Source organism: Microbacterium sp. 2RAF4 (genome assembly GCF_052115285.1).
In the GTDB taxonomy this organism is placed as follows: Bacteria; Actinomycetota; Actinomycetes; order Actinomycetales; family Microbacteriaceae; genus Microbacterium; species Microbacterium oxydans.
On sequence record NZ_JBFRGI010000002.1, the window covers coordinates 178,644 to 201,783 of the forward strand.

The following is a 23,140-nucleotide window of genomic DNA, read 5'->3' on the forward strand; positions in this document are numbered from 1 at the left end:
TTTCACGGGCGTGGCGGAGGCGGGACCGCCCCTGAGCCGACCTACCCTGGGGGCATGGGACGCTCTCCTTTCACTCTAGCCGCGGCAGTGACCGCCGCACTGCCCGGGGCGGAGGTCACGGGGGCCCGTGGTCTGAGCGCGGACGGCGAGGGCCGGTTCGACTCGGCCATCGCCACCCTGGCCGATGGTCGTGAGCTCGCGATCCGCGTCGCCGACGACGACGAGACGGCGCGGGAGCTCGCCGCCGAAGCCATCGCGCTTCGTGCTCTCACCGACGGCGCTCGAGCGATGCTGCCGTTCCGGGTGCCCGCCTACATCGGTGAGACGCGACTCGGCGAGGGACGCGCGCTCGTCACCGAGCTGCTGCCCGGGTTCCAGATCGACGCGGCTCACGTGCCAGCGGGGCGCGGTGCCGCCCCGTCGATGGGGTCATCGATCGCCGCGGTGCACAGCATGCCCACGTCGGTGGTCCGTGGGGCGGGACTGGCCACACGCACAGCCGAGGAGAGCCGCGCCGAGCTGGATCGTCTGATCGACACGGCCGCATCGACGGGGCGGGTTCCCGCGCGTCTCACCGTGCGTTGGCGCGACGCCGTCGCTGACGACGACCTGTGGCGCTTCGAATCCACCGTCGTGCTCGGCGGATTGCAGTCGACGTCCTTCCTGTTCGAGGACCACCCGGAACGCGGCCCCGAAGTCATCGGGCTCCTCGGCTGGCACGGGCTGTCGATCGGTGATCCGGCGCTCGATCTGTCCTGGCTCTCCGCGGCACCCGAGGCGTCCGACGACGTCCACGCCGCGTATGCCAGCGCACTCGACCGCGCACCGGACGCCGGCCTGGAAGTTCGCGCTCGTCTGCTCGCCGAACTGGAGTTCGCGCGGTGGCTCGTGCACGGCGACTCCATGCATCGACCGGATATCGTCGACGACGCGGCCGCGCTGCTCGAGGCCCTCGCCGAGGGTCTGCGCACCGACGACCTGAATGTGATCGATGCCCGCAGCGCCGGGGTCGACTCCGCCATGGACGCACTCGACCGCGTGCCCCGAGACGCCGTGACCGAGGTCGACACGTCGATGCAGACCGACGCCTACAACCCCGAGGAGCTGTGGATCGACGCTCCGGCTGAATCCGAGGGGGGCCCGACCGACGAGAATTCCACCGATGTCGTCGAACCGCTCGGCACCGGTATCGACGGCCGGGACGAGGGCCAGGGACAGGGACAGGGCTGGGACGACAACTCCCCCCGCGCCGAGATGCTCGACCGCGAGACCGAGGATCTCTCCGAAGCTCGGAGCATCTTCGCCGGCACCCACCGCACCGATGCCGGGGACAGGCAGAGCACTTCCCAGGCGCACTCGGACACCGCGTACGACGAGGATGACTCCGAGGAAGCTCAGCGCGCCGCGCGAGCGGCACTCCAGCGCTGGAAGAGCTCCTCCTCCGAGTAGATCCGATCGCCGCGGATGATCAGGTCGTCGGCCACGTAGTACAGCGCGACATCGATCTCCTCCAGCGGCACGTCGAATCGCCGGTGGTACGCGAGACGGTAGAGCGCGAGCTGCAGCATGCGCTCCTCCCGCTCGGCGGCGGTGCGCGGAGCCTTGCCGGTCTTCCAATCGACGATCTCGACGCGGCCGCCGCGGTCGGCCCGCCGGTACACGGCGTCGAGCTTGCAGATGACGATGTGGCCGCCCGCCGCCTCGTCCGAGGAGAGGCCTGCGCCGAGCGCGAAGTCGATCTCGATCTCGACGGCGATGGGCTGCAACCCGCCCCACTCGCTGCGCTCGAACGTCGCCTGCAGCACGGCGAGGTCGGCGGCATCGGCCGTCGTCCCGCGCCCCTGCCCTGACGCGCTCGTCAGGTGCTCGGCCTCGATCGGCGACTCGTCCTCATCGAGCTCCCAGAGAGCCTCATCCACGCGGCTGCCGACACCCACCAGCTCGGACCGCTGCTCCACCCAGGCGTGGAACAGCGTGCCGAGGCGTGTCTGCCGGTAGGGCCGCTCCGGCATGGGTCTGACGATCGACGACAGGGTTCCGGAGAAGTCGGTGACGTAGTCCTTGAACCTCGAGGCCGGCACACGCGTCGGCGCTTCCGCATCGGCGCCGCGCTGTCTGGCCGCACGCTCGGCGAGCAGACGGGCGAGTTCGACCGAGGGCTCTGCTGTTCCCCTGAGCGTGGCCTCTTCGACAGCCGCTGCCGCCGCGGACACGACGCCCCGCCGAGCCCCCAGCGGGTCGAGGGGCCAGCGGAGCGTGGAGCCGGGGCCCTCGTACGGATTGTCGTCGGGATCGACCGGATCGATCTCCTCGAACCCCTGCGCCTCGATGGCTTCGAGCAGATAGGGACTCGGTGTGCGGGGAGACTTCTGCCCCGCCCAGTGGGAGCCGCTCAAGAGCAGATCGGTCCGCGCGCGGGTGACCGCGACGTATGCCAGACGTCGCTCTTCCTGCTGCTGATACGCCCGGTACGCATCTTTGAAGCGCTTGATCGCGCCGCCCTGCGGATTCGCCTTGGTCGCACCGCCGGAGAGCGATACCTGCGCGAGCTTCTGACGCTTGACGGGGTCGGTCTCGTCGCCCATCGCCCCGACCGGGTCCCACTCGAAGCGGGGAAGCGCATCTCGGTCGCCGCGCAGAGCGAAGGGAACGACGCCGAAGCCGAACCACCCTGAGGTGTCGGAGACACGGCTCGGAAGCTCGTCGACCACGAGTCGGACGACTGCGACGGCATCCCACTCCAGGCCCTTCGAGCCGTGGATCGTCAGCAGCTGCACGACGCCGGGCTCCGGCGGCTCCGGCCGAGGCATGAGCTCGTCCGTGCTCTCCGCCTTGTCGAGCCAGGCCAGCAGACTGCCGATGCTCCCGCGGTCGTCGGCGGCGAGGAAGGCTCTGACCTCGTCGGAGAACGCGCGCAGCTGCGTCGCGGCGATCCGGGCAGGCCCTCTGGTCTCGTTCGCCGCCAACTCGATGTCCAGCCGCAGTTCGAGCTCGATCAGGCGGATCAGCTCCGGGATCGGCTGCGAGGACGCTCGACGCAGACGCTCCAGCATCTCTCCCGCGGCACGCACGCGTGCCCGCCCGTCCGGGGTGATCGCCTCGAGCAGTCTGTAGTCGTCGCGCACGGCCCTGACCACGTCGACGGCGTCGATGATCGACACGGCCTCGTCGGCACCCCGCGACCCGCGCAGCCGCGACCGGATCTCTTCGGGCAGCGGAGCCATCGCGGGGTCGCGCTCCGAGAGCGTGCGCCCGAGGTCGTAGAGCGCCGCCATGTCGGCCACCCCCACGCCGAATCGCGGCCCGGTGAGGAGTCGGATGAGCGCCGATCCCGCCGTGGGGTCGTGCACCACGCGGAGCGTCGAGACGACGTCGACGACCTCCGGCGTCGCCAGCAGTCCGCCGAGACCGAGGATCCGATGCGGGATACCCCGGGCTGCGAGCGCAGCCGCGAACGTCTGCATGTGCCGCTTCGAGCGGAACAGGATCGCGCCGGTGTGCGGCTTCGTCGCGTGTGCCGCTGCCGCGTCGCGGGCATCGTGTGCCGCGCGGCGCTCGGAGAACCACTCCGCCACGGCTGCTGCCTCCTCGTCGACCGTGAAGGGGTACTCCACGGTCACGGTGCCCTCTCCCGCCCCAGGACGGGGTTCGAGCGGGGGCACGTCGAGCCCGGGGCGCTGGAGCGGCTCGAGCACCCGGTTCGCGATCCCGAGGATGCGGCGGTCGTTGCGCCAGCTGGTCATGAGGCTGTAGGTCTGCGCCGCGCCCGTGCTCGAGAACGTGCCGGAGAACGCGTAGAGGTTGTCGGCGCTCGCCCCTCGCCAACCGTAGATCGACTGGTGCGGGTCGCCCACGGCCATCACCGCCGCGTCACGGAAGAGCTCCGCGAGGAAGCGGGTCTGAATGACCGACGTGTCCTGATACTCGTCGAGCAGCACCACGCGATGCTGCTCGCGAAGCTCGGCGCGCACGTCGGGCGCCGACTCGACGATGTCGTACGCGCCGCCGACCTGATCGGCGAAGTCGAGCACGCCGCGACGGTGCTTCTCCGCGATGTAGTCGCGTACCAGGCTCGACAGCGTCGGAAGACTGAGCAGGTTCACGGCGGCCTTCTCGACGTCGCCGTTGCTCCGATAGGGCTCGAAGGCGAGCGCCTGCTCCCGGGCGATGCGCTCGGCGAGATCCAGGTCCACACGGTGGTCGAGGGCGTCTCCGGCGAGCCGCTGCACCGCATCGATGACCGTGCCGAGCGCGAAGTCGATGTTCTCCAGCTCAGGGAGATCACTGCGGAGCACCACCTCGCGAGCGAGCATCCAGGACGCCGCCTGGCTGAGCATCGCCACGTCGGGGTCTCGCCCGATGCGTGCAGCGTGCTCACGGACGATGCCGTCGGCGAAGGCGTTGTAGGTCGAGACCCGAGGCCGGATCATCAGGTCCTCCGCCGCCCGAGGGGTCACCGGATCCCATCCGGTCCCGCGCTGGACGGCGAGCTCGTCGAGCACGTGTGCACGGACCACCTCGCGCTGACGGCCGGGAGCTGCCTTCTCCACCCTGCGCAGTGATCCGTCGGCCACGATCGCCGGGAGATGCGGCAGGAGTCCACGTCGACCGTACTCGTCGATGACCGCGAGCCGATGGCCGATCCGCTCCGCGAGCTCACCCGCAGCCTTGCGCGTGAAGGTGAGGCCGAGGATCTCGTCGCGGCGCACGTGCCCGTTGGCCACGAGCCACACGACGCGCCCCGACATCGTCTCGGTCTTCCCGCTGCCGGCCCCCGCGACCACGAGCGCAGGCTCCGGGGGCGCCTCGATCACACGCTGTTGGGCGGGGGTCGGCGAAGGCTGGCCCAGCGCGGCGGCGATGTCGGTCGCGGAGATCGAGGCGCCGACACTCCACCGCGCGCGGTTCTCCCCCGTCACGAGCTCACCGCCGGCACCGTGTGGATACGGCACGGATGCACCCGACGCTGGGTGCCGGCGCAGTGCGATTCGACCTGCGCCGTGAAGCTCGAGGCCGACATGCCACGCGCCGCATCCGACACGCGCATCAGGAAGGCCGAGCGCGACTCGTCGTCGAGCGTGTGCTGATGGGCGATGCGGTAGTCGCTCTTCGCAAGGGTCTTCGAGACGATCACGAGCCGCGCCCCGGCGAGTGAGGCCGGCGGCGCACCCTCGACCAGGCCCTGCTGCACCGCGATCTGATATGCGGCGAGCTGCGCATGCTCGAGCACACCGGAGTCGGACTCCGGATCGTTCTTACCCGTCTTCAGATCGACGACGACCGTCGGGCCCTCGGGACCGCCCGACATGGGCTGCCATCCGCGGCCTCGCGCCGCCGCATGCTCGCCCGCGCCGGCGGGGTAGGCCTCGACCCGGTCGATGTAGCCGTGGATGATCGCCTGGTTCGCCCTGTCCTCCCCCACCGCATGCACGGTCGGCGGGACATCCTCGCCGTCGTCCTCGGTACTCGCCCCCGCCACGTCGACGGCGAAGCGGAACTCGACCTCGCTGCCGATCACCCTTCCGCCTTCCCGACGGACATCGCCCAGGTAGGCGTGGAGCCTGTCGACGAGCAGATCAGCACGGCGTCGCTCCTTGCGTCCGATCCACTCGGTCTCGAAATCGAGCTCCGGCCAATGCTCGGCCACGATCGCCCGCATCCGCTCCAGGTCTCCGTCGGGAACCCGCTCCATCGCCTCGTGCACGATCGTGCCTATTCCGGCCGTCGGCGGCATCACGGTGTCGCCGCCGAGTGCCGAGACGACCCAGTTGAGACCGCATTCCTCGTAGGACTCCATCTTCGAGGGCGAGACCCGCGCACCCGTGACGGCGAGGTCGCGCAGCGGCGCATCGGTGGAGACCGGTGTCACCCCGTACCACTCCGCGGGATCCGCACCCGGGACCCCCTCGCGGGCGAGGACGGCGAGCTGCGCAGCGGCGACGCGTCGCACGGGTTCGGCGGAGGTCGTCGTGAGAGCGCGTCGGTGCCGTGCGACCAGGCCTCGCAGGGTGAGCGGATGCTCAGCCGAGGCATGCCGCTCAGGCGGCTCGGGAGCGGGCAGGAAGCCGAAGAACGGGCTGGGAGTGAGATCGTCGTCGTCCACCGCCGTGATCAGGAGCCGATCGCGCGCACGTGACACGGCACGGACGAACAGACGCAACTCGTCGTGGAGCGCAGCCCGTCGCCGGTCGAGGACGCCCGGCGGCTCGATCGCCGTCCCCGTGCGGACGGCCTGGATCGCGTCTGGTAGACGCCAGGTCTGCAGCAGTCCACCGCGAAGGCGCACATTCGGCCAGATGCCGTCCTGCACGCCGGCGACGACGACCGCATCGAACTCGGTGCCGAGCGCCGTCGCAGGGGTCAGCAGAGTGACCTTGCCCGGCCGATCGGGGGTCGACAGCGAGTCCTCGGGAACTTCGCTGTCGAGGATATCCCGCACGAACACCTCAGGACTCTCGTTGGGCGTGCGCTCGACGAAGCGCTTGGCCGCGTCGAAGAGCGACACGAGCGCGTCGAGCGAACGCGCGGTCTCCGCTCCCGTCGGCAGCAGCGAGATCTCGCGCCAGGCGACCTGCAGCCGACGCCCGTCGACGGCTCGGGCCTGGTCCCACACCCGCCACAGCAGGTCGTGGATCGTCTCGCCGGCATCCGCGCCGCTGGCGAGAGCCTGGATGGTATCGGCGAATCTCTCCGCGGTGCGCGACTCCGGAGCGTCGATGAGAGTGAGGTGGGCAGGGTTCGCCATCGCCTGCCGCAGCAGCTCCCGCGCAGGGGTGGAGCCGCCCTGCTCGAGCTCGACGTGTCGGAGCCGCGCCCGCAGGCGCCGCAGCCCGATGGCGTCCATCCCCCCGAAGGGGGTGCGCAGCGCCTCCTCGAGCGCGGTCGAGGTGCGCTCTTCGACGGGCGTGAGCGCCAGACGAACGATTCCGACGATGTCGCGCACGATCCCCTCGCTGCCGAGCGGGCGCTGCACACCGGCTGCGCGCGTCGGGATCTCCCTGGCGGCGAGCTCGGTCTCGAGCGTGGTCACCTGCCGGGTGTCGTGGGCGATGACCGCCATCCGATCCCACCGGATCCCTTCGGATAGGTGCCATTCGCGCATGACACCGGCGATGCGATCGAGTTCTTCGTAGGGAGACGGGGCGATGAACGTGGAGACTCCGGCGTCGACGTCATCGGCCGTCGCCGGCACAGGCGCCCGCCGGTGGTCGACCCGCCCCGACACGCCGATCGCCTGCGTCACCGTGCGGGTGAGCGCCGTGAGCGCCGGACGTTGACGATGGGGGCCGTCGAGCACGTGCACATCCCCCAGCACCCCGGCGAGCTGCGCGAACAACTCGGGGCTGGCTCCGCGGAAGGAGCCGGAAGAGATGTCCGGATCGCCGAACGCCAGCACGGCGATCCCCCGACTCCGCAGGGCCTTCACGACCGATATGCCGCCGCGGGTGAGCTCCTGAGCGTCATCGATGAGCACCACCCGCAGCGGTGCCAGCGGGCCGAGAGTCGCCGGATCGGCCGTGTGCAGGATGGCGCTCGCCTCGCTGAGCAGGTCGGCGGCATCGCGATGTGCGGACCTGAGGGCGTCGAGCACGGCTCGGTACTCCACGAGGAACTCCGCCGTCGCCGCCCACACGGCGTTGCCCGATGCACGAAGCTCCGCAGCATCCACCCCGAGCTCGGTGCACTCGGCGAGGAAAGCGCGCAGCTCGGAGCGGAATCCCTTCGACGCCCGCACCGCTACGCTCAGGCTCTCCGGCCACGGGATGCGCATGTCCTCCGCGTCACCGGCGAGCAGCTCGGCGATGATGCGGTCCTGATCCGCGCCCGTCAACAGCGCCGGCGGCTCGGACCCCTCCTTCACCATCGCACCCCGCACGAGCTGGAAGGCGAACGAGCCGAGCGATCTCGCGAGCGGACCCGGCGTGGCCTGCCCGATCCTGACCCCGATCCGGTCGCGCAGCGCCGTCGCCGCCTGACGGTTCGGGGTGAGGGCGAGCACCTCTTCGGGGCGCAGGGCGTCTGCATCGAGAAGGTGGACGACGCGGTCGATGAGGGTGCGGGTCTTCCCCGTTCCCGGTGCGCCGATGATGACGCCGGACGCGTGCGACTCTGCAGCGATCACAGCACGCTGAGCGGAATCCGGTGTCATGACATCCACGCTATCCGGACGCGCGGACATCACCGTCCCACCCGCGTGACGCAGCCCGCAGCCATGGGGCCTTCCCCCTGTGCGCTCACGGCGAAACCGGCCGCGACCGCCGATCCCGGCCTGTGCTCCCGGGGTAGAGTTGGCGCAGTCCCCGAACTTCAAGGAGCACGCGTGGAAATCCGCATCGGCATCATCAACACCGGCCGTGAACTGAGCTTCGACACCGGCGCAAGCGCCGAAGAGGTGCGCACCCAGGTCGCCACCGCCCTCGAGCAGAGCGCGTCGCACGTGAGCTTCGCCGATGTGAAGGGCAACTCCTACATCGTCCCGACCGCGAACCTCGCGTACATCGAGCTGGGCACCGAGGAATCCCGCCGCGTCGGCTTCGTCGCCTGACCCGACGATGTACATCCTCCTCGCACTCATCGGCGCGTGCGCTCTCGGGATCGCCGCGCATTTCCTGATCGGCGATCGTGAGCTGCGCGGTGTCGCCCTGACCCCCGCCATCGCGACCGCGGTGGCTGCGGTCCTGTACACCGCGCTGCAGTGGGCGGGCGTGGGCGAGGACAGCATCTGGCTGTGGCTCGCGAGCGTCCTCGGAGCCCCCATCGTCGCCGCACTGGCGACCGTGGCGATCACCGGGATGCGCAAGCGCGCCGACGCCCAGAAGCGGGTCGCGCTCGGGATCTGACCGCCGCTATCCGACACCGCCGATGTCGGGTCAGGACGCGAGTCCCATGGCGTCCATGCGCCGTGCGTGAGCGCCCATGAGCTCGGTGTACACCGGCTCGATCCGCTCCTCGTCGACGTCGAGACGCTCCGGCCGCAGCGCGGAGCGACAGACGAGGATGGTGTCGCCGACGAGACGGCGGGCCCACATGGACAGCAGCGACCGCCACTCCTCGTCGCTCTCGATGGTCTCCTGCACGATGGCGACGATCTCGTGCCTGGCATCGTCCTCGCGCAGGATCTGCGCCACGCGGTGCCCGGTCTCCCCGTAGCTGGAGGCGAGCGCGAGGTAGAAGTCGTCCAGCATCCCTGCGGTGATGTAGACGGCGAGCAGCGTCTCGCGAGGCCGGGCGCCGATGGTCTTCCGACGGAACGCATCGAGATTCTCGCGGAACGGCAGCATCAGCTGCGTCGGGTCGTCCCCCCGCTCCGCGATCAGCTCCACGATCCCGCGGTGCTTGGTGAGCGCGGCTCCGGCTGCGCGAGAGAGCGACTCCTTCTCGGAGAGCTCGGGCGTGGCGCGGATGAGACGCGTCAGCGTCTCGAAGTAGCCCAGCTGGAGATAGGCGGCCTGTCCGAGGAAGCGGTTCAGCTCGGGGGCGAGCTCGGCGAAGTCGATGCGCGTCGCGTCTCCCTGCTCTCCCCTGCCGCGCAAGGCGAGGGTGCGTCGCGGCGCCGCATCGCGCTGCCAGAACCACTTAACCACGAGGTCGTCCTCCCGAGTCCACCACGACGTTCACAATACTCGTGCGGAAGCCCTCTTCCCGGCCTGCGGCACCCCTCGGGTAGGCTGGGCGTGTCCCCGCCGTCGGAGCGGGGCCCGCGCCTGTGGCACAAGAGACGGCGTGGATCCGTGAACGTGGCGATCCCGCAGGGTCGCCGGACAGGCAATCTGAACAAAGTGACAACTTTCGCCGATCTCGGCATCGATCAGGACATCGTCGACGCACTCGCCGCCAAGGGCATCGTGGACGCGTTCCCCATCCAGGAGCAGACCATCCCCCTCGGCCTTCCCGGCCAGGACATCATCGGTCAGGCCAAGACGGGAACCGGCAAGACCTTCGGCTTCGGCATCCCGGTCGTCCAGCGTCTCGGCAAGGACCCTGAGCACGGCGTCAAGGCGCTCATCGTGGTGCCGACCCGTGAGCTCGCGGTGCAGGTGTACGAGGACATCGACCTGCTCACCAGCAACCGCTCCACCAGCGTCGTCGCCATCTACGGCGGAAAGGCCTACGAGGGACAGATCGACCAGCTGAAGGCGGGAGCGCAGATCGTGGTCGGCACCCCCGGCCGACTGATCGACCTCGCCGGCCAGCGCCTGCTCGACCTCTCGAACGCGACCGAGGTCGTGCTCGACGAGGCCGACAAGATGCTCGACCTCGGCTTCCTCGCCGACATCGAGAAGATCTTCCAGAAGGTGCCGGCCGTCCGCCACACGCAGCTGTTCTCGGCGACCATGCCCGGTCCGATCGTCGCCCTCGCGCGTCGCTTCATGTCGAACCCGATCCACATCCGCGCCAACGACCCCGATGAGGGCCTCACGCAGGCCAACATCAAGCACCTCGTCTACCGTGCGCACTCCATGGACAAGGACGAGGTCATCGCCCGCATCCTGCAGGCGGAGGGGCGCGGCAAGACCGTGATCTTCACCCGCACCAAGCGTGCGGCGCAGCGTCTCGTCGACGAGCTGAGCGATCGCGGCTTCAACGTCGGCGGCGTGCACGGAGACATGGGCCAGGACCAGCGTGAGCGTTCGATGGCCGCCTTCAAGGCGGGCAAGAAGGATGTGCTCGTCGCGACCGATGTCGCCGCTCGAGGCATCGACGTCGATGACGTCACCCACGTGATCAACCACACCATCCCGGACGAGGACAAGACGTACCTGCACCGTGCCGGCCGTACCGGCCGCGCGGGCAAGACCGGGATCGCGGTCACCTTCGTCGACTGGGAAGACCTGCACAAGTGGGCCCTCATCAACCGCGCCCTCGAGTTCGGCCAGCCCGAGCCCATCGAGACCTACTCGTCGAGCCCGCACCTGTACGAGGACCTCGACATCCCCCAGGGCACGAAGGGCCGCCTGGTGTCGGCGCCCAAGACCGAGTCCGTCAAGACCGAGCGCAGCCGCCGCCCCGAGCGGGCGACCGATGCCGCAGCCGAGGGCACAGACGAGAGCGGAACACGCCGTCGTCGGCGTCGTCGCAACAGCTCGACACCCGTGGGCTCGACCTTCACCGAAGGCGCCACGTCGTCGTCCGACGGCGAGGGACAGACCGCGCCGTCGTCCGATCGCGGAGCCGAGGGCGCAGGCACCCACGATGGCGCGGGCAAGGAGCACCACGACGGCAAGCCGGCTCCCGCACGCCGCCGCCGGCGTCGCCGCGGGGGTTCCGGAGCAGGGACCGCTCCCGTCGCGGGAGCCTGAGCCGTCACACCGAGAGGGCGCATGGGTCGGGAACTCCCCCGAACCATGCGCCCTCTCGCATGCACGCGCGACGAGCGTCAGTCTCGTCCCTCGCCGCCCTCTTCCGCCCTCCCCACGGTGCCACCACCCGTCGCACGCAACAGCGCTCCGGGAACCTGAGGCGGATACACCCACGCCACCAGGACGACCGAGATGATCATGAGCAGGAACCACGAGCTCAGCTTGCTCAGCGAGACCGGCTGCCATCCACCGGCCTGATCCGGATAGGCCCACGCGCCCGCCCAGGTGCCGATGTTCTCGGCGAGATAGATGAACACCGCCACACCCGCGAACACGGCCAGTAAGGGAAGGCGGATCGTACGCCGCCAGACGCGCGCGTGCATCACCGTCGGCAGCCACAGCAGCACCACTCCGACGAGCAGCACCCACCGCGCATCCCACCACCAGTGGTGCGTGAAGAAATTGACGTAGATCGCCCCGGCGAGGATCGCCGTCATCCAGCGTCGCGGATACCGAGTGAAGCCGAGATCGAACAGGCGGTAGACACGCACCATGTACGACCCGACCGCCGCGTACATGAAACCGCTGAACAGCGGGACCCCGCCGATACGGAGGATCCCGTCTGCGGCATACGCCCACGAACCCACATCGGTCTTGAACAGCTCCATCACGGTACCGGTGATGTGGAACAGGACGATGACCCACAGCTCACGGCCGCTCTCCAAGCGGAAGACGAGCATCGCTATCTGGATCAGCACCGCAGCGATCGTCAGCGCGTCGTTGCGAGCCAGCGCCGCGTCGTCGGGATACCACAGGCGCGCGGCGACGATGAGGACCAGGAGCGCGCCACCGAAGATGCACGCCCACGCCTGCTTGACCACGAACACCGAGAACTCGATGAGGCCGGCGCGGACACCGTTCGACGGGGCGTCACGGAGGAGGCGGTGAGCCCACGCGTCGACGCGCCGCTCCAGGGAAGTCGCTCGCTGCATGCCTCGGACGGTATCGGTCCGGCTCGACAGCCCGCAGGGAAGTCGCCGACAGAACGCCGAGGGTCAGGGAAAACGCGGGGCGATGCCGGTGCCTCGTGCTATGAGCCTGGACACCATCTCCTCGGCGGTCGTGTTCTCGCCAGGGCGGTTCGGCTTGCCGGTGCCGTGATAGTCGCTCGATCCGGTGATGATGAGGTCGTGCTTCGCGGCGATCTCACGCAGCACCCGCTTGCCCGACTCCGTGTTCTCCCGATGCTCGACCTCGAATCCGCCGAGCCCCGCGGCGATGAGCCGCTCGATGAACGGCACGGGCATCATGCGGTCGCGACCCGCCGTCACAGGGTGGGCGATGATCGCCACTCCCCCGGCGTCGGTGATCAGACGCACGGCCGTCAGCGGATCGGGCGCGTAGTGCGGCTCGTAGTAGCCCTCGCGAGGGTGCAGGATGCCGTCGAAGGCCTCCGTCCGGTCCCGCACGATGCCGCGCGCGATGAGGGCGTCGGCGATGTGCGGGCGCCCCACGGTGGCGTCCAGCGTGGTCTGCGCGACCACGTCGTCCCACTGCAGGTCGTAGTCCCGCCCGATGTTGCGCACGATGCGCTCTGCCCGGCCGATCCGATCGCCGCGGATGCGATCGGTCTCCGCTCGCAGCGCCTCATCCTCCGGGTCGAAGAGGTACCCGAGCACGTGCACGCTGCGCCACTCGTGCTTCGCGGAGAGCTCCATCCCCGGGATGAACGTCATACCGAGCGCGACCGCCGCATCTCCGGCCTCGCTCCACCCCGTGGTGCGGTCGTGATCGGTCAGCGCCAGAGTGCGCACCCCGTGCGCGTGCGCCTGGGCGACCACCTGGGCCGGCGACTCCGTGCCATCGGAATGGTTGGAGTGCAGGTGCAGGTCGGCGGGACCGGCGAACCCGGGGGACGAAGTGGCCATCCTCCGAGCGTACCGAGCATCGGCGACCTCCGGCCTGCTCAGGCCTGCGGCCGCTCGACGCGGATGTCGAGGCAGGGACTTCCCAGGCGGCGCTCCTAGGCTGGAGGAGATGTTTCGTCTCCTGGGGATCCTCTTCACCGTGCTTCTCGCGATCGCTACGGCGATCGTGGTGTGGCCGCAGTTCTTCCGTCTGGAACAGACCTATCCGTTCGCGCAGCTGGTATCGGCGCGCGGTCTCGTGCTCGGCGGATTCCTCGTCGTCGCGGTCCTGGCGCTCTTCCTGCTGTTCGCCCGCCCGCTGAGGGGTTTCGCCGCCTCGATCCTCATCGTGGCGCTGCTGGGCGCGGGTGCGACCGCGGCCATCGGAGCCGTCCGCGGCTTCGGATCGTCCGCACTCCCGGAGAAGACCGACGGCAGTGTGCGTGTGCTCACCTGGAACACCGCGGGCGAGGCCGTCTCCGCCGAGGTGATCGCGCAGCGGATCCTCGATCAGGGAGCCGACATCGTCGCCCTCCCGGAGACGACCGAGGCCGTCGGCGAGCGCATCGCCATCATGCTGCGCGAGCAGGGACATCCGATGTGGGTGCATCACGTGCAGTTCCGACCGGATGTGCAGGACGGCCCGCAGTCCTGGCACACCACCGTGCTCGTCGCCCCGGATCTCGGCGAGTACTCCGTGATCGAATCGGCCAAGGACGGCACGAGCAACACCGGCTCGGTTCCCAGCGTCGTGCTCATGCCGACGGATGGAACCGGCCCGACGATCGTCGCGGTGCACGCGGTGGCCCCGCGCATGGAGGAGATGCAGCAGTGGCGGAGCGACCTGCAGTGGATCGCCGATCAGTGCCCGCAGGGTGACTTCATCCTCGCCGGCGACTTCAACGCCACCCTCGATCACATGGCTCCGCTCGGGGTGGAGGGCGGCGACATCGGGTACTGCCGCGATGTGGCCTCCCGCACCGGGAACGGGCTCACGGGCACGTGGCCGAGTTCGCTGCCCGCCCTCGCCGGTGCGCCGATCGATCATGTGATGGCGTCGCAGAACTGGTCGCCGAGCGGTTCCGTCGTGCTCGACGACGCCGGCGGAAGCGACCACCGTGCCCTCGTCGTGCAGCTCGAGCCCGCCGGCTGAGTCCCACGCCCGCCCACCAGGTGACAGACTGGAGGGATGAGCACAGGAGAGCGCGACACGATCGCAGAGCCCACCGTCGAAGCGTCTGCCGAGAACGGCACGACGAACCGCAAGCAGCCGTTCCCGCAGGGCTTCCTCGACACCATCTCCACCGGCTGGGCCGAGCGCCCGGAGACCCTCCCTGCCCCGCGTGCACAGGCCTCATATGCAGCCGTCCGCCGCGCCGCCGTCTCCGCCGCGTTCCCCGGCAAGCGTCTGGTGATCCCTGCAGGGTCGCTCAAGCAGCGCAGCAACGACACCGATTACGTGTTCCGGGCGCATTCCGCGTTCGCGCACCTGACGGGGTGGGCTTCCGATGCCGAGCCCGACTCCGTCCTCGTCTTCGCCCCGACCGAGAACGGTCACGACATCACGCTCTTCTTCCGCGAGCGCGCCGACCGCACCACGACCGAGTTCTACGCCGACGCGACCGTCGGCGAGTTCTGGATCGGTCCGCGCCCCTCCCTCGCCGGCGTCGCCGCCGACCTCCAGATCACGACGGCGCACCTCGACGAGCTCGAGGCGGTCGAGGGCGAGCTCGTTCTCGACGAGGACGAGGCTCTCACCCGTTTCGTCTCCGAGCTGCGTCTCATCAAGGACGAGTTCGAGATCGCCGAGATGCGCCGGGCGGTCGAGATCACGGCGAACGGCTTCGACGACATCATCCGTGAGCTTCCCGCCGCCACGGCGCACGCCCGCGGCGAACGCGTCGTGGAGGGTGTCTTCCACCGCCGCGCACGCGAGGACGGGAACGGCGAGGGGTACGACACGATCGCCGCATCGGGGCCGCACGCCTGCTATCTCCACTGGACCCGCAACGACGGCACCGTTGTTCCCGGTGATCTGATCCTGGTGGATGCCGGCGTCGAGGCGGACAGCCTGTACACCGCCGACATCACCCGCACCCTCCCGGTCTCCGGCACGTTCACCGAGGTGCAGCGCCGCGTCTACGAGACGGTCCGCGAAGCAGCGGATGCCGCATTCGCCGCTGCCAAGGTCGGTGTACGCTTCCGCGATGTGCACGGTGCCGCGATGAAGGTCATCGCCGAGCGCACGGCCGAGTGGGGTCTGCTCCCCGTCACCGCGGAAGAGGCTCTGGACGCCGACAAGGGCGGTCAGCACCGGCGCTACATGGTGCACGGCACCTCGCACCACCTCGGCATCGACGTGCACGATTGCGCGCAGGCCCGCCGCGAGATGTACTACGACGGCATCCTCGCACCGGGCATGGTGTTCACGATCGAGCCGGGGCTGTACTTCCAGATCGACGATCTCACCGTGCCCGCCGAACTCCGCGGCATCGGCGTGCGCATCGAGGACGACATCGTGATGACCGAGGAGGGCCCGGTGAACCTCTCGGCCGGCATCCCGCGCACGGCCGACGAGGTCGAAGCGTGGATCGCACGCCTGCAGAGCTGACCCCAGCGGATGCATGACGGGGAAATCGCGCTCGACGCGGCGGCGGCGGCACGCCTGATCGCCCGTCGATTCCCCGAACTGCGCGGAGGGCCGGTGCGACACGTGCCTCTCACGGGGACCGTGAACAGGATCTTCCGCGTGGGCGGGGAACACGTCGCGCGTTTTCCCCTGCTCGGGGCCACGGAGACCGAGCTCGCGCGCGAAGCCGCCGCGCTCGATGAGTTCGCCACCGCCAGTCCCTACCCCGCGCCGCGACCGTACGGAATCGCCTCACCGTCGCCGGAGTTCCCCTCGGCCTGGGCGATGCAGGCCTGGGTCGAGGGCGAGACGGCGGACCCTGCGCGCTCCGCCGCCGCCCAGGCGTTGGCGCGCGACCTGGCCTCGCTGATCCGGGCACTGCGCGCCGTCGACCTCGGCGGACGCACCTTCGACGGCAACGGTCGCGGCGGACGCCTCGGCGATCACGACGAGTGGGTCGCGCACTGCCTCGCCAGAAGCGCGCACCTGTTCGATGCGACACGCGCCGAGAAGCTCTGGGCCGCACTGCGGGAGCTCCCGTCCCCGGTCGCGGATGTGATGAGCCACACGGACCTCACCCCGTTCAATCTCCTGGTCGCCGAGCGTGCGGGTGAGACGCGGCTGGCCGGCGTGCTCGACGGCGGAAGCTTCGGACCCGCCGATCCTGCCCTCGACCTCGTCGTTGCCTGGCACCTGTTCGAGGCACCGACACGGCGCGTCCTCCGTGAAGACGTCGGCGCGGAGGACGTCGAATGGCAGCGCGGCGCGGCATGGGCGCTCCAACAGGCGCTCGGACTCGGCTGGTACTACGAGGCCTCGAACCCGACCATGAGCGCACTGGGCATGTCGACGATGCGACGCCTGCTGGCCGATGCAGGTCTCTCCGCGCTCATCGACTGACCGCTCTCAGCCGGATCCGCGAGCGAGGACGAACTCTGCGACGATCGGCGCGAGTGACGCTCCGATCTGCTCCGCTGGGCGCTTCCGCCCTTTCACCTCGAAGGTGTGCCCGCCGCCATCGACCCAGACGACGCGCGCGTCTCGACAGCTCGCGATCGCCTCTTCGAACTGCGAGATGGGCTGGATGAACGGATCGTTGGTGCCCTCGACGAAGAGCTGCGGCACCGTGATGTCCGGCAAGTGCTCGATGCGCGGCTTCTCGGGCCGCCCCGGCGGATGAAGCGGGTAGCCGAGGTAGGCGAGTCCGTCGACACGCAGACCTTCGGCGACCGCCATCGACGCCATCCGCCCGCCGTACGACTTTCCCGTCGCCCAGACGGTCGCCGCGGGGTCGGCCGAGCGGGCGAAGGCCACGACGGCGTTCCAGGTGGCGATCGCATGCGGGGCCGGACCGGGCATGCGTCGCCCCTGCTCGACGTAGGGGAAGTTGAAGCGCAGAGTCGAGAACCCGCTCTCGCTCAGCGCGTCGACGTAGCCCGTCAAGAACGGATGGTCCTTGCCCGTGCCCGCGCCGTGCGCGACGATCACCGTCGCGCCGTTGTCGCCGGGTACCCAGTCGGCGGACACCGTGGCGGGCCCGGTCGGCAGCTCGAGCTGGATCTCGACCATCAGGCGGCAGGGACCGGCACCGACGTCATGCCCGCTCGCCCTGGACTCCGTCGGAGTCCGGGCGGGGATCGGGAGCGGGATCGGGAGTGCGCTCCGGCTCCACCGGCTCCGCCACCGGATCGGCCGGACGCGGAGGTATGACGGGTTCCTCGGGCGCCGGGGCGGGCTCGGGGGCCGGAGCGGCTTCCGGCGACGTCGCCCCAGGGGTGATCCGCTCGCCGTAGCGGGGCGGTTCATCGAGGTTGACGGGGGGACGCACCGGTGCGACCTTGTTGGCCCCGAGCACCTGACGGGCCTTGCCCAGCGAGGACGAGAGCACCGTGACCTCATAGTGATCGGCGGCGAACTGCGTGACACTGGCGAAGTCGCGGCGACGACGCACGATCGCATACGTGATGAGGCTGAGGAGCATTCCGACCGCGACGCCGATGAGGACGAAGCCCAGGAAGAGCTGGATCGGCACCTCGGGGTTGCCCAGCACGAGGATCGCCGCGAGGAAGAGACCGATCAGCACGCCGTTGATCGCGCCGGAGCGCGCTGCGGCAGCATAGCCGAGCTTCCCGGTCACGCGCTCGACCGTGCGCACACTCTGTCCGACGATGGCGATGTCGCGCGCCGGCACCTCCCCCGCGATCAGCTTCGAGACCGTCTTCTGCGCGCTCTCGTAGTCGCGCATCGACGCGACGATCTCGCCGGTGTCTGTGCCGCTCGCGGGCCGGTTCAGCATGCTCATCCGGCTATTCTTCCACGCGCGCCGATGGACGGCCCGAGGCGCGGCCATCCCGCCCGAGACCTGAGCCGCCGACTACTCTGGAGAGGTGAGCACACAACGGGTATTCGCCGCGCGCCTCGCCGGGTGCGCCGTCTTCGATCCCGTCGGCGACCGGCTCGGCAAGGTCCGGGATGTCGTCGTCGTTTATCGAAGTACCGCGGCGCCCCGTGTGATCGGCCTGGTCGTGGAGATCCCGGGGCGACGCCACGTGTTCCTCTCGATCGGGCGCGTCACCTCGATCCGCTCCGGCCAGGTGATCACCACGGGTCTGATCAACGTGCGCCGCTTCTCCCCCCGCGCCGGTGAGGTCCGCGTGCTGGCGGAGATGCTCGGGCGACGGGTGAGCTTCGTCGACGGCAGCGGCACTGCCGTGATCGAAGACATCGCGATCGAGCCCAACCGGCTCGGCGAGTGGGCGATCAGCCAGCTGTTCCTCCGCCGGCCGAAGACCAGCGCCTCTCCCTTCGCGAAGGGCCCGACGACCTTCGCCGCCTGGAGCGAGGTGACGGAGCAGCGCGCTCCCGGCGAGTCGCAATCGGCGGAACAGCTCGTCGCCTCGTACTCCGAGCTGCATGCGGCCGACCTCGCCAACACCCTCCTCGATCTCCCGCAGCAGCGCATGATCGAGGTCGCGGAGGAGCTCTCCGACGACCGCCTCGCAGATGCCCTCGAGGAGATGCCCGAAGACGAGCAGGTGCATATCCTCGATCGCCTGGGAGACGAGCGCGCGGCCGACATCCTCGACCAGATGGAGCCGGACGACGCTGCCGACCTCCTCGCGCAGCTGGCACCGGACCGTCTGGAACAGCTCCTCGAGCTCATGGAGCCCGAGGAGGCCGAAGACGTCAGGATGCTGCTGCGCTACGGACCGGACACGGCGGGCGGTCTGATGACCCCTGAACCCATCATCCTGTCCGCCGATGCCACCGTCGCCGAAGCGCTCGCGCTGATCCGCCGCCACGAGCTGCATCCGGCCCTCGCCGCCGCGGTGTTCGTGACGCTCCCTCCGTTCGAGACGCCGACGGGGCGCCTGCTGGGGCTCGTGCACTTCCAGCGGATGCTGCGCTACCCGCCGCATGAACGCCTCGGCGCGATCCTCGACGACAGCCTCGAACCCGTGCCCGTCACCGCCTCCGCCGCCGAGGTGGCACGCCTCCTGGCCAGCTACGACCTGGTGTCGCTCCCGGTGATCGACGCGGCGCACCGCCTGGTCGGAGCGATCAGCATCGACGACGTGCTCGACTACCTGCTGCCCGACGACTGGCGCTCGCACGACAATGACGACGCCGCCGCTCCGGCGAAGGAGGTGCGCTGATGCCCCGCTCCCCCCGCCTCGATGCGCCCGGGCGCACGACCACTCGACCTCGGGCGACTTCCCGCGACCGCTTCGGCCGTTTCACGGAGTGGGTCGCACGGGCGATGGGGACGCCGGCGTTCCTCCTGATCCTCACCCTGTTCTGCGTGCTGTGGATCGTGTGGAACACCCTGATGCCGGACGAGCTGCGCTTCGACGACGCCGCGCTCGGGTTCACGGCGCTGACGCTCATGCTCTCGCTGCAGGCCTCCTATGCGGCACCCCTCATCCTGCTCGCGCAGAACCGTCAGGACGACCGCGACAGGGTGCAGATCGAACAGGACCGCCAGCGCGCAGAGCGCAATCTCGCCGACACCGAGTATCTCGCCCGCGAGATCGTGGCGCTGCGGATGTCGCTCGAGGAGCGCAATTCGCAGGTCGTGACGCGCGACGTGCTCCGTCAGGAGCTCAAGGCTCTTCTCGCCGAGCTCGAAGACTCTCCCGAGAAGACCCGATCCGGTTCCGCATCGTGACGGCGGTGGAGCGCGTCCGATCCGCCGTCGCCGCTGTGACGGATCCAGAGCTGCGTCGTCCCATCGGCGAACTCGACATGGTCCGCGAAATCTCGGTCGACGGTGACCGCGCGCACGTCGGCATCGTCCTGACGATCGTGGGCTGCCCCGCGGCCGCCAGGATCGAGACGGATGTGCGCGAGGCTGCCGCGTCGGTTCCCGGTATCGCCGCGGTCGAGGTCGAGGTCGGCGTGATGACTCCGGCGGAGCGGAAGGCCCTCACGGAGAAGCTCCGCGCGGGCAGGCCGGCACGGCACATGCCGTTCGGTCCCGACTCCCTCACCCGCGTGATCCTCGTCTCCAGCGGCAAGGGCGGCGTGGGCAAGTCGACGGTCACGGCCAACCTCGCGGTCGCCCTCGCCGCGCAGGGTCTCTCCGTCGGGCTCGTCGACGCCGATGTGCACGGCTTCTCGATCCCTGGTCTGCTCGGCATCCCGGCAGGCACACAGCCGACGCGCATCGACGACCTCATGCTCCCCCCTGTCGCGCACGGCGTGAAGACGATCTCCATCGGGATGTTCCTCCGCGACGGCGAATCCGTCGTCGCGTGGCGCGGCCCGATGCTGCACCGCACGGTGTCGCAGTTCCTCACCGACGTGTTCTTCGGCGACCTCGATGTGCTCCTGATCGATATGCCACCGGGAACGGGCGATATCGCCATCTCGATCGGCCAGCTCCTCCCGCATGCGGAGGTGCTCGTCGTCACGACGCCGCAGACCGCCGCCGCCGACGTCGCCATCCGCAGCGGTCTCGTCGCCCGGCAGACGGGGCAGCGCGTCATCGGCGTCATCGAGAACATGGCGGCGTACACCCTCCCCGACGGCACTGTCGTCGACCTGTTCGGCTCCGGAGGCGGCGCAGCCGTCGCCGAAGCACTCTCCGAACCGGGAGCCGCAGTCCCGCTACTGGCATCGATCCCGCTGAGCCCCACCCTGCGCGAAGGCGGAGACGCCGGACGGCCGATCGTCTCCGACGACACGGACGATGCCGCAGCCGTGACCATCCGCGGCCTCGCGAGCGCGCTCGCCCACCGGGGCAGAGGGCTCTCCGGACGGTCCCTGCCCATGTCGGTCCGCTAGCGGCGGGGAGGATGATCGGATGCCTGCACGTTCCCTGATCGTCGACGAGAGCCTGCTGCGAAGGATGGCACGCGACGCCGCGATCTACTCGCTGACCCGTCCCACGGCCATCGTCATGTGGGTCGCACTCGCGGCAGCGCTCGTCTTCAGCGTCGTCAACCTCACCGCGCCGGTGGCGCGAGGGGACGAGGGACCTTTCGGCGCCGGCTGGATGCCGGTGCTCATCGTCGCGCTCGCAGGATTCGCCGTGTTCATGTCGGTGTCAGGGGCGCGCACCGCCGTACGGATCGCGATGCCCGTCGGGACACGCGTATGGGTATCGCTGGAAGACGAGGGTCTGCAGATGGGCAGCGGGCGACGTCGCTCCGATATCGCGTACCGCACGTTCCAGAGGATGCACGTGGGAAGGGATGCAGTGCTGCTGAAACTGCGCGACACCTCGGCCGCGACCGCGATACCCCGCGAGCTGCTGACGGACGACGACATCGCCGCTCTCCGCTCCAGGATCTCCTAGCCTTCGACGGCGGGCCCCGGCGTCACGAGCAGATCAGGCCGACCGGGTCAGGTCGCTTCGGGCTAAGTCGCTTCGGGATCGAACGGCGGGCGGTTGGTCGCACTGAACTCCTGCGGAACCGCGCGCGTGGGGGCGACGGGTCCTGCGACCGGCTCCGCGATCGTCGCCGTGGCCTGCATCGGGGTCGCCGGTTGCGGCTCTTCCATGAGGGCATCGCGGATGATCCGACGCGGGTCGTACTGGCGGGGATCGAGCTTGCGCCAGTCGACGTCGTCGATCTCGGGGCCCATCTCCTCGCGCACCCTCGACTTGGTCGCACGAAGGTACTCACCGGCCTTGCGGACCATCCGGGAGAAGCTCTCCGCTGCGCGCGGGAGACGCTCGGGACCGATGATCAGAACCGCGATGAGGCCGATCAGCAGCAGCTTCTCGAAGGTGAGCCCGAACGTCATCTCTATAGGCTACCGCCGCGCCTGCGGTCCCCGCACTCGAGGACCGAATACGCTGGAGAAGATCACAGGCAGGCAGGGAGAGACAGGCCATGAGCGAGCATGACGCGAACGCGCGTTTTCTGCGCGAGTCCATCGTGGAGCCCGACGCCATCGCTCGCGCCCGTGCGCATGCGCTCGAGCTCGGGGCCATGCCCGTCAGCGCGTCCGTCGGCTCTCAGATCGCTGTCCTCGCCGCCGCGACCGGCGCCCGGTCGATCGTCGAGATCGGCACCGGTGCCGGTGTCTCCGGACTCTGGCTGCTCCGCGGAGCGCCTCAGGCCGTGCTCACCTCGATCGACAACGAACCGGAACACCTCGCCGCCGCACGGCAGGCCTTCTCCGACGCGAAGATCCCCTCCACGAGAGCACGTTTCATCACGGGGCGTGCGATCGACGTGCTCCCGCGCATGAACGAGAACTCCTACGACATCGTGCTGGTCGACGCCGACCCCGAGCACGTCATCGAGTACGTCGAGCACGGTCTGCGTCTCGCACGCACCGGCGGCCTCGTGCTCGTGCCCCGCGTCCTGGCGGGCGGCCGCGTCGCCGACCCGGTGCAGCGCGACGAGATCACGTCCGCCTACCGGTCCCTCGTGCAGGAGACGCAGGAGTCTTCGGCCGTGCTCGCGACGCTCTCCCCGGCAGGCGAAGGCCTGCTGCAGCTGATCAGCCTCGCAGAGCGCGGCTGATCGCCCGGATTCCCGGCGGAGGCGGATCCGACCACGCAGGTGCCGACCCATGGGAAAGGGCGGTGGTTCCGAGGAACCACCGCCCTTTCGGATCCGCTGACGCGGATCCCTGGTCGATCAGGCCGGTGCCACGACGGCGCCAAGCACGTCGTGAAGCTCCTTGGCCTCGGCGTCGTTCACGGAGACGACCAGGCGGCCGCCGCCTTCGAGTGGAACGCGCACGATGATGAGTCGTCCTTCCTTCACGGCTTCCATAGGTCCGTCTCCGGTCCTCGGCTTCATCGCTGCCATCGTGGCTCCCTTTCCTCCGGTGGTATGGGATGA

At 69.7% G+C, this 23,140-nt stretch carries 21 protein-coding genes; 12 read left to right on the forward strand and 9 right to left on the reverse strand.

Annotation, left to right across the window (positions count from 1 at the left end; translation table 11 throughout):
* Nucleotides 1-54 precede the first annotated feature (54 nt).
* On the forward strand, nt 55-1,449 hold the full coding sequence (locus AB4070_RS05055) for a hypothetical protein (protein ID WP_441979167.1): 1,395 nt from the start codon (nt 55-57) through the stop codon (nt 1,447-1,449).
* Here the strand turns inward: AB4070_RS05055 and AB4070_RS05060 are convergent.
* On the reverse strand, nt 1,395-4,919 hold the full coding sequence (locus AB4070_RS05060; RefSeq protein WP_441980543.1) for a UvrD-helicase domain-containing protein: 3,525 nt from the start codon (nt 4,917-4,919) through the stop codon (nt 1,395-1,397). The two genes, AB4070_RS05055 and AB4070_RS05060, sit on opposite strands and share 55 nt — an antisense overlap.
* Complete coding sequence (locus AB4070_RS05065; RefSeq protein WP_441979168.1) at nt 4,916-8,149, reverse strand: ATP-dependent helicase; 3,234 nt, start codon at nt 8,147-8,149, stop codon at nt 4,916-4,918. Before AB4070_RS05065 ends, AB4070_RS05060 begins: the two co-directional genes overlap by 4 nt.
* A 171-nt stretch (nt 8,150-8,320) precedes the next feature.
* Here AB4070_RS05065 and AB4070_RS05070 point away from each other — a divergent pair, with 171 nt between their 5' ends.
* Nucleotides 8,321-8,545, forward strand: coding sequence for a DUF3107 domain-containing protein (locus tag AB4070_RS05070; RefSeq protein WP_045263100.1), 225 nt, complete (start codon nt 8,321-8,323; stop codon nt 8,543-8,545).
* Between the two features lie 7 nt (nt 8,546-8,552).
* A complete protein-coding gene (locus AB4070_RS05075; RefSeq protein ID WP_441979169.1) occupies nt 8,553-8,840 on the forward strand; it encodes a hypothetical protein in 288 nt (95 codons plus the stop codon).
* A 30-nt stretch (nt 8,841-8,870) separates the two neighbouring features.
* On the opposite strand, the gene AB4070_RS05080 is transcribed toward AB4070_RS05075, so the two are convergent.
* Nucleotides 8,871-9,584 (reverse strand): ferritin-like fold-containing protein, encoded by a 714-nt coding sequence (locus AB4070_RS05080; RefSeq protein WP_058631835.1) that lies wholly within the window; start codon nt 9,582-9,584, stop codon nt 8,871-8,873.
* A 195-nt stretch (nt 9,585-9,779) separates the two neighbouring features.
* On the opposite strand from AB4070_RS05080, the gene AB4070_RS05085 reads away from it, so the two are divergent.
* Complete coding sequence (locus tag AB4070_RS05085) at nt 9,780-11,300, forward strand: DEAD/DEAH box helicase (RefSeq protein ID WP_441979170.1); 1,521 nt, start codon at nt 9,780-9,782, stop codon at nt 11,298-11,300.
* Between the two features lie 77 nt (nt 11,301-11,377).
* Here AB4070_RS05085 and AB4070_RS05090 read toward each other — a convergent pair whose 3' ends face one another.
* Nucleotides 11,378-12,292 carry a DUF817 domain-containing protein gene (locus AB4070_RS05090; protein ID WP_441979171.1) on the reverse strand — a complete coding sequence of 305 codons (915 nt, stop codon included), beginning with the start codon at nt 12,290-12,292 and terminating at the stop codon, nt 11,378-11,380.
* Nucleotides 12,293-12,355: 63 nt separating this feature from the next.
* Nucleotides 12,356-13,228 carry a PHP domain-containing protein gene (locus AB4070_RS05095; protein ID WP_441979172.1) on the reverse strand — a complete coding sequence of 291 codons (873 nt, stop codon included), beginning with the start codon at nt 13,226-13,228 and terminating at the stop codon, nt 12,356-12,358.
* A 109-nt stretch (nt 13,229-13,337) separates the two neighbouring features.
* Here AB4070_RS05095 and AB4070_RS05100 point away from each other — a divergent pair, with 109 nt between their 5' ends.
* The 3 genes from AB4070_RS05100 to AB4070_RS05110 are packed head-to-tail and all read left to right on the forward strand — an operon-like array spanning nt 13,338 to nt 16,736.
* Nucleotides 13,338-14,360, forward strand: a complete 1,023-nt coding sequence (locus AB4070_RS05100; protein ID WP_441979173.1) for an endonuclease/exonuclease/phosphatase family protein — start codon at nt 13,338-13,340, stop codon at nt 14,358-14,360.
* Nucleotides 14,361-14,396: 36 nt separating this feature from the next.
* Entirely contained in the window at nt 14,397-15,818 is a 1,422-nt protein-coding gene (locus AB4070_RS05105; RefSeq protein ID WP_441979174.1) for an aminopeptidase P family protein, read from the forward strand.
* 9 nt (nt 15,819-15,827) lie between these two features.
* Nucleotides 15,828-16,736, forward strand: a complete 909-nt coding sequence (locus tag AB4070_RS05110) for a phosphotransferase (RefSeq protein WP_441979175.1) — start codon at nt 15,828-15,830, stop codon at nt 16,734-16,736.
* 6 nt (nt 16,737-16,742) lie between these two features.
* On the opposite strand, the gene AB4070_RS05115 is transcribed toward AB4070_RS05110, so the two are convergent.
* Together AB4070_RS05115 and AB4070_RS05120 are read right to left on the reverse strand one after the other, a co-directional pair.
* Nucleotides 16,743-17,405 carry an alpha/beta hydrolase family protein gene (locus AB4070_RS05115; RefSeq protein WP_441979176.1) on the reverse strand — a complete coding sequence of 221 codons (663 nt, stop codon included), beginning with the start codon at nt 17,403-17,405 and terminating at the stop codon, nt 16,743-16,745.
* A 25-nt stretch (nt 17,406-17,430) separates the two neighbouring features.
* Nucleotides 17,431-18,138 carry a general stress protein gene (locus AB4070_RS05120; protein ID WP_441979177.1) on the reverse strand — a complete coding sequence of 236 codons (708 nt, stop codon included), beginning with the start codon at nt 18,136-18,138 and terminating at the stop codon, nt 17,431-17,433.
* Nucleotides 18,139-18,223: 85 nt separating this feature from the next.
* Between AB4070_RS05120 and AB4070_RS05125 the strand changes: the two genes are divergently transcribed.
* The 4 genes from AB4070_RS05125 to AB4070_RS05140 are packed head-to-tail and all read left to right on the forward strand — an operon-like array spanning nt 18,224 to nt 21,636.
* On the forward strand, nt 18,224-19,492 hold the full coding sequence (locus tag AB4070_RS05125) for a magnesium transporter MgtE N-terminal domain-containing protein (RefSeq protein ID WP_046749559.1): 1,269 nt from the start codon (nt 18,224-18,226) through the stop codon (nt 19,490-19,492).
* Complete coding sequence (locus AB4070_RS05130; RefSeq protein WP_441979178.1) at nt 19,492-20,004, forward strand: DUF1003 domain-containing protein; 513 nt, start codon at nt 19,492-19,494, stop codon at nt 20,002-20,004. Before AB4070_RS05125 ends, AB4070_RS05130 begins: the two co-directional genes overlap by 1 nt.
* Complete coding sequence (locus tag AB4070_RS05135; RefSeq protein ID WP_441979179.1) at nt 20,001-21,122, forward strand: Mrp/NBP35 family ATP-binding protein; 1,122 nt, start codon at nt 20,001-20,003, stop codon at nt 21,120-21,122. The genes AB4070_RS05130 and AB4070_RS05135 overlap by 4 nt, the downstream gene beginning before the upstream one ends.
* Before the next feature lie 19 nt (nt 21,123-21,141).
* Nucleotides 21,142-21,636 carry a YcxB family protein gene (locus AB4070_RS05140; protein WP_441979180.1) on the forward strand — a complete coding sequence of 165 codons (495 nt, stop codon included), beginning with the start codon at nt 21,142-21,144 and terminating at the stop codon, nt 21,634-21,636.
* A 62-nt stretch (nt 21,637-21,698) separates the two neighbouring features.
* Here the strand turns inward: AB4070_RS05140 and AB4070_RS05145 are convergent, their stop codons facing one another.
* Nucleotides 21,699-22,088 (reverse strand): twin-arginine translocase TatA/TatE family subunit, encoded by a 390-nt coding sequence (locus AB4070_RS05145; protein ID WP_441979181.1) that lies wholly within the window; start codon nt 22,086-22,088, stop codon nt 21,699-21,701.
* An 89-nt stretch (nt 22,089-22,177) separates the two neighbouring features.
* Here AB4070_RS05145 and AB4070_RS05150 point away from each other — a divergent pair, with 89 nt between their 5' ends.
* Nucleotides 22,178-22,816 (forward strand): O-methyltransferase, encoded by a 639-nt coding sequence (locus tag AB4070_RS05150; RefSeq protein WP_282848077.1) that lies wholly within the window; start codon nt 22,178-22,180, stop codon nt 22,814-22,816.
* 117 nt (nt 22,817-22,933) lie between these two features.
* On the opposite strand, the gene AB4070_RS05155 is transcribed toward AB4070_RS05150, so the two are convergent.
* Nucleotides 22,934-23,107, reverse strand: coding sequence for a DUF3117 domain-containing protein (locus AB4070_RS05155; protein ID WP_071328210.1), 174 nt, complete (start codon nt 23,105-23,107; stop codon nt 22,934-22,936).
* Nucleotides 23,108-23,140: the final 33 nt, after the last annotated feature.

Coding starts and splice junctions, on each gene's coding strand:
- AB4070_RS05130 (WP_441979178.1), top strand. CDS start 19,492: ATGCCCCGCTCCCCCCGCCTCGATGCGCCCGGGCGCACGACCACTCGA.
- AB4070_RS05110 (WP_441979175.1), top strand. CDS start 15,828: ATGCATGACGGGGAAATCGCGCTCGACGCGGCGGCGGCGGCACGCCTG.
- AB4070_RS05150 (WP_282848077.1), top strand. CDS start 22,178: ATGAGCGAGCATGACGCGAACGCGCGTTTTCTGCGCGAGTCCATCGTG.
- AB4070_RS05120 (WP_441979177.1), bottom strand. CDS start 18,138: ATGAGCATGCTGAACCGGCCCGCGAGCGGCACAGACACCGGCGAGATC.
- AB4070_RS05145 (WP_441979181.1), bottom strand. CDS start 22,088: ATGACGTTCGGGCTCACCTTCGAGAAGCTGCTGCTGATCGGCCTCATC.
- AB4070_RS05065 (WP_441979168.1), bottom strand. CDS start 8,149: ATGACACCGGATTCCGCTCAGCGTGCTGTGATCGCTGCAGAGTCGCAC.
- AB4070_RS05075 (WP_441979169.1), top strand. CDS start 8,553: ATGTACATCCTCCTCGCACTCATCGGCGCGTGCGCTCTCGGGATCGCC.
- AB4070_RS05090 (WP_441979171.1), bottom strand. CDS start 12,292: ATGCAGCGAGCGACTTCCCTGGAGCGGCGCGTCGACGCGTGGGCTCAC.
- AB4070_RS05140 (WP_441979180.1), top strand. CDS start 21,142: ATGCCTGCACGTTCCCTGATCGTCGACGAGAGCCTGCTGCGAAGGATG.
- AB4070_RS05155 (WP_071328210.1), bottom strand. CDS start 23,107: ATGGCAGCGATGAAGCCGAGGACCGGAGACGGACCTATGGAAGCCGTG.
- AB4070_RS05100 (WP_441979173.1), top strand. CDS start 13,338: ATGTTTCGTCTCCTGGGGATCCTCTTCACCGTGCTTCTCGCGATCGCT.
- AB4070_RS05095 (WP_441979172.1), bottom strand. CDS start 13,228: ATGGCCACTTCGTCCCCCGGGTTCGCCGGTCCCGCCGACCTGCACCTG.
- AB4070_RS05105 (WP_441979174.1), top strand. CDS start 14,397: ATGAGCACAGGAGAGCGCGACACGATCGCAGAGCCCACCGTCGAAGCG.
- AB4070_RS05055 (WP_441979167.1), top strand. CDS start 55: ATGGGACGCTCTCCTTTCACTCTAGCCGCGGCAGTGACCGCCGCACTG.
- AB4070_RS05115 (WP_441979176.1), bottom strand. CDS start 17,405: ATGGTCGAGATCCAGCTCGAGCTGCCGACCGGGCCCGCCACGGTGTCC.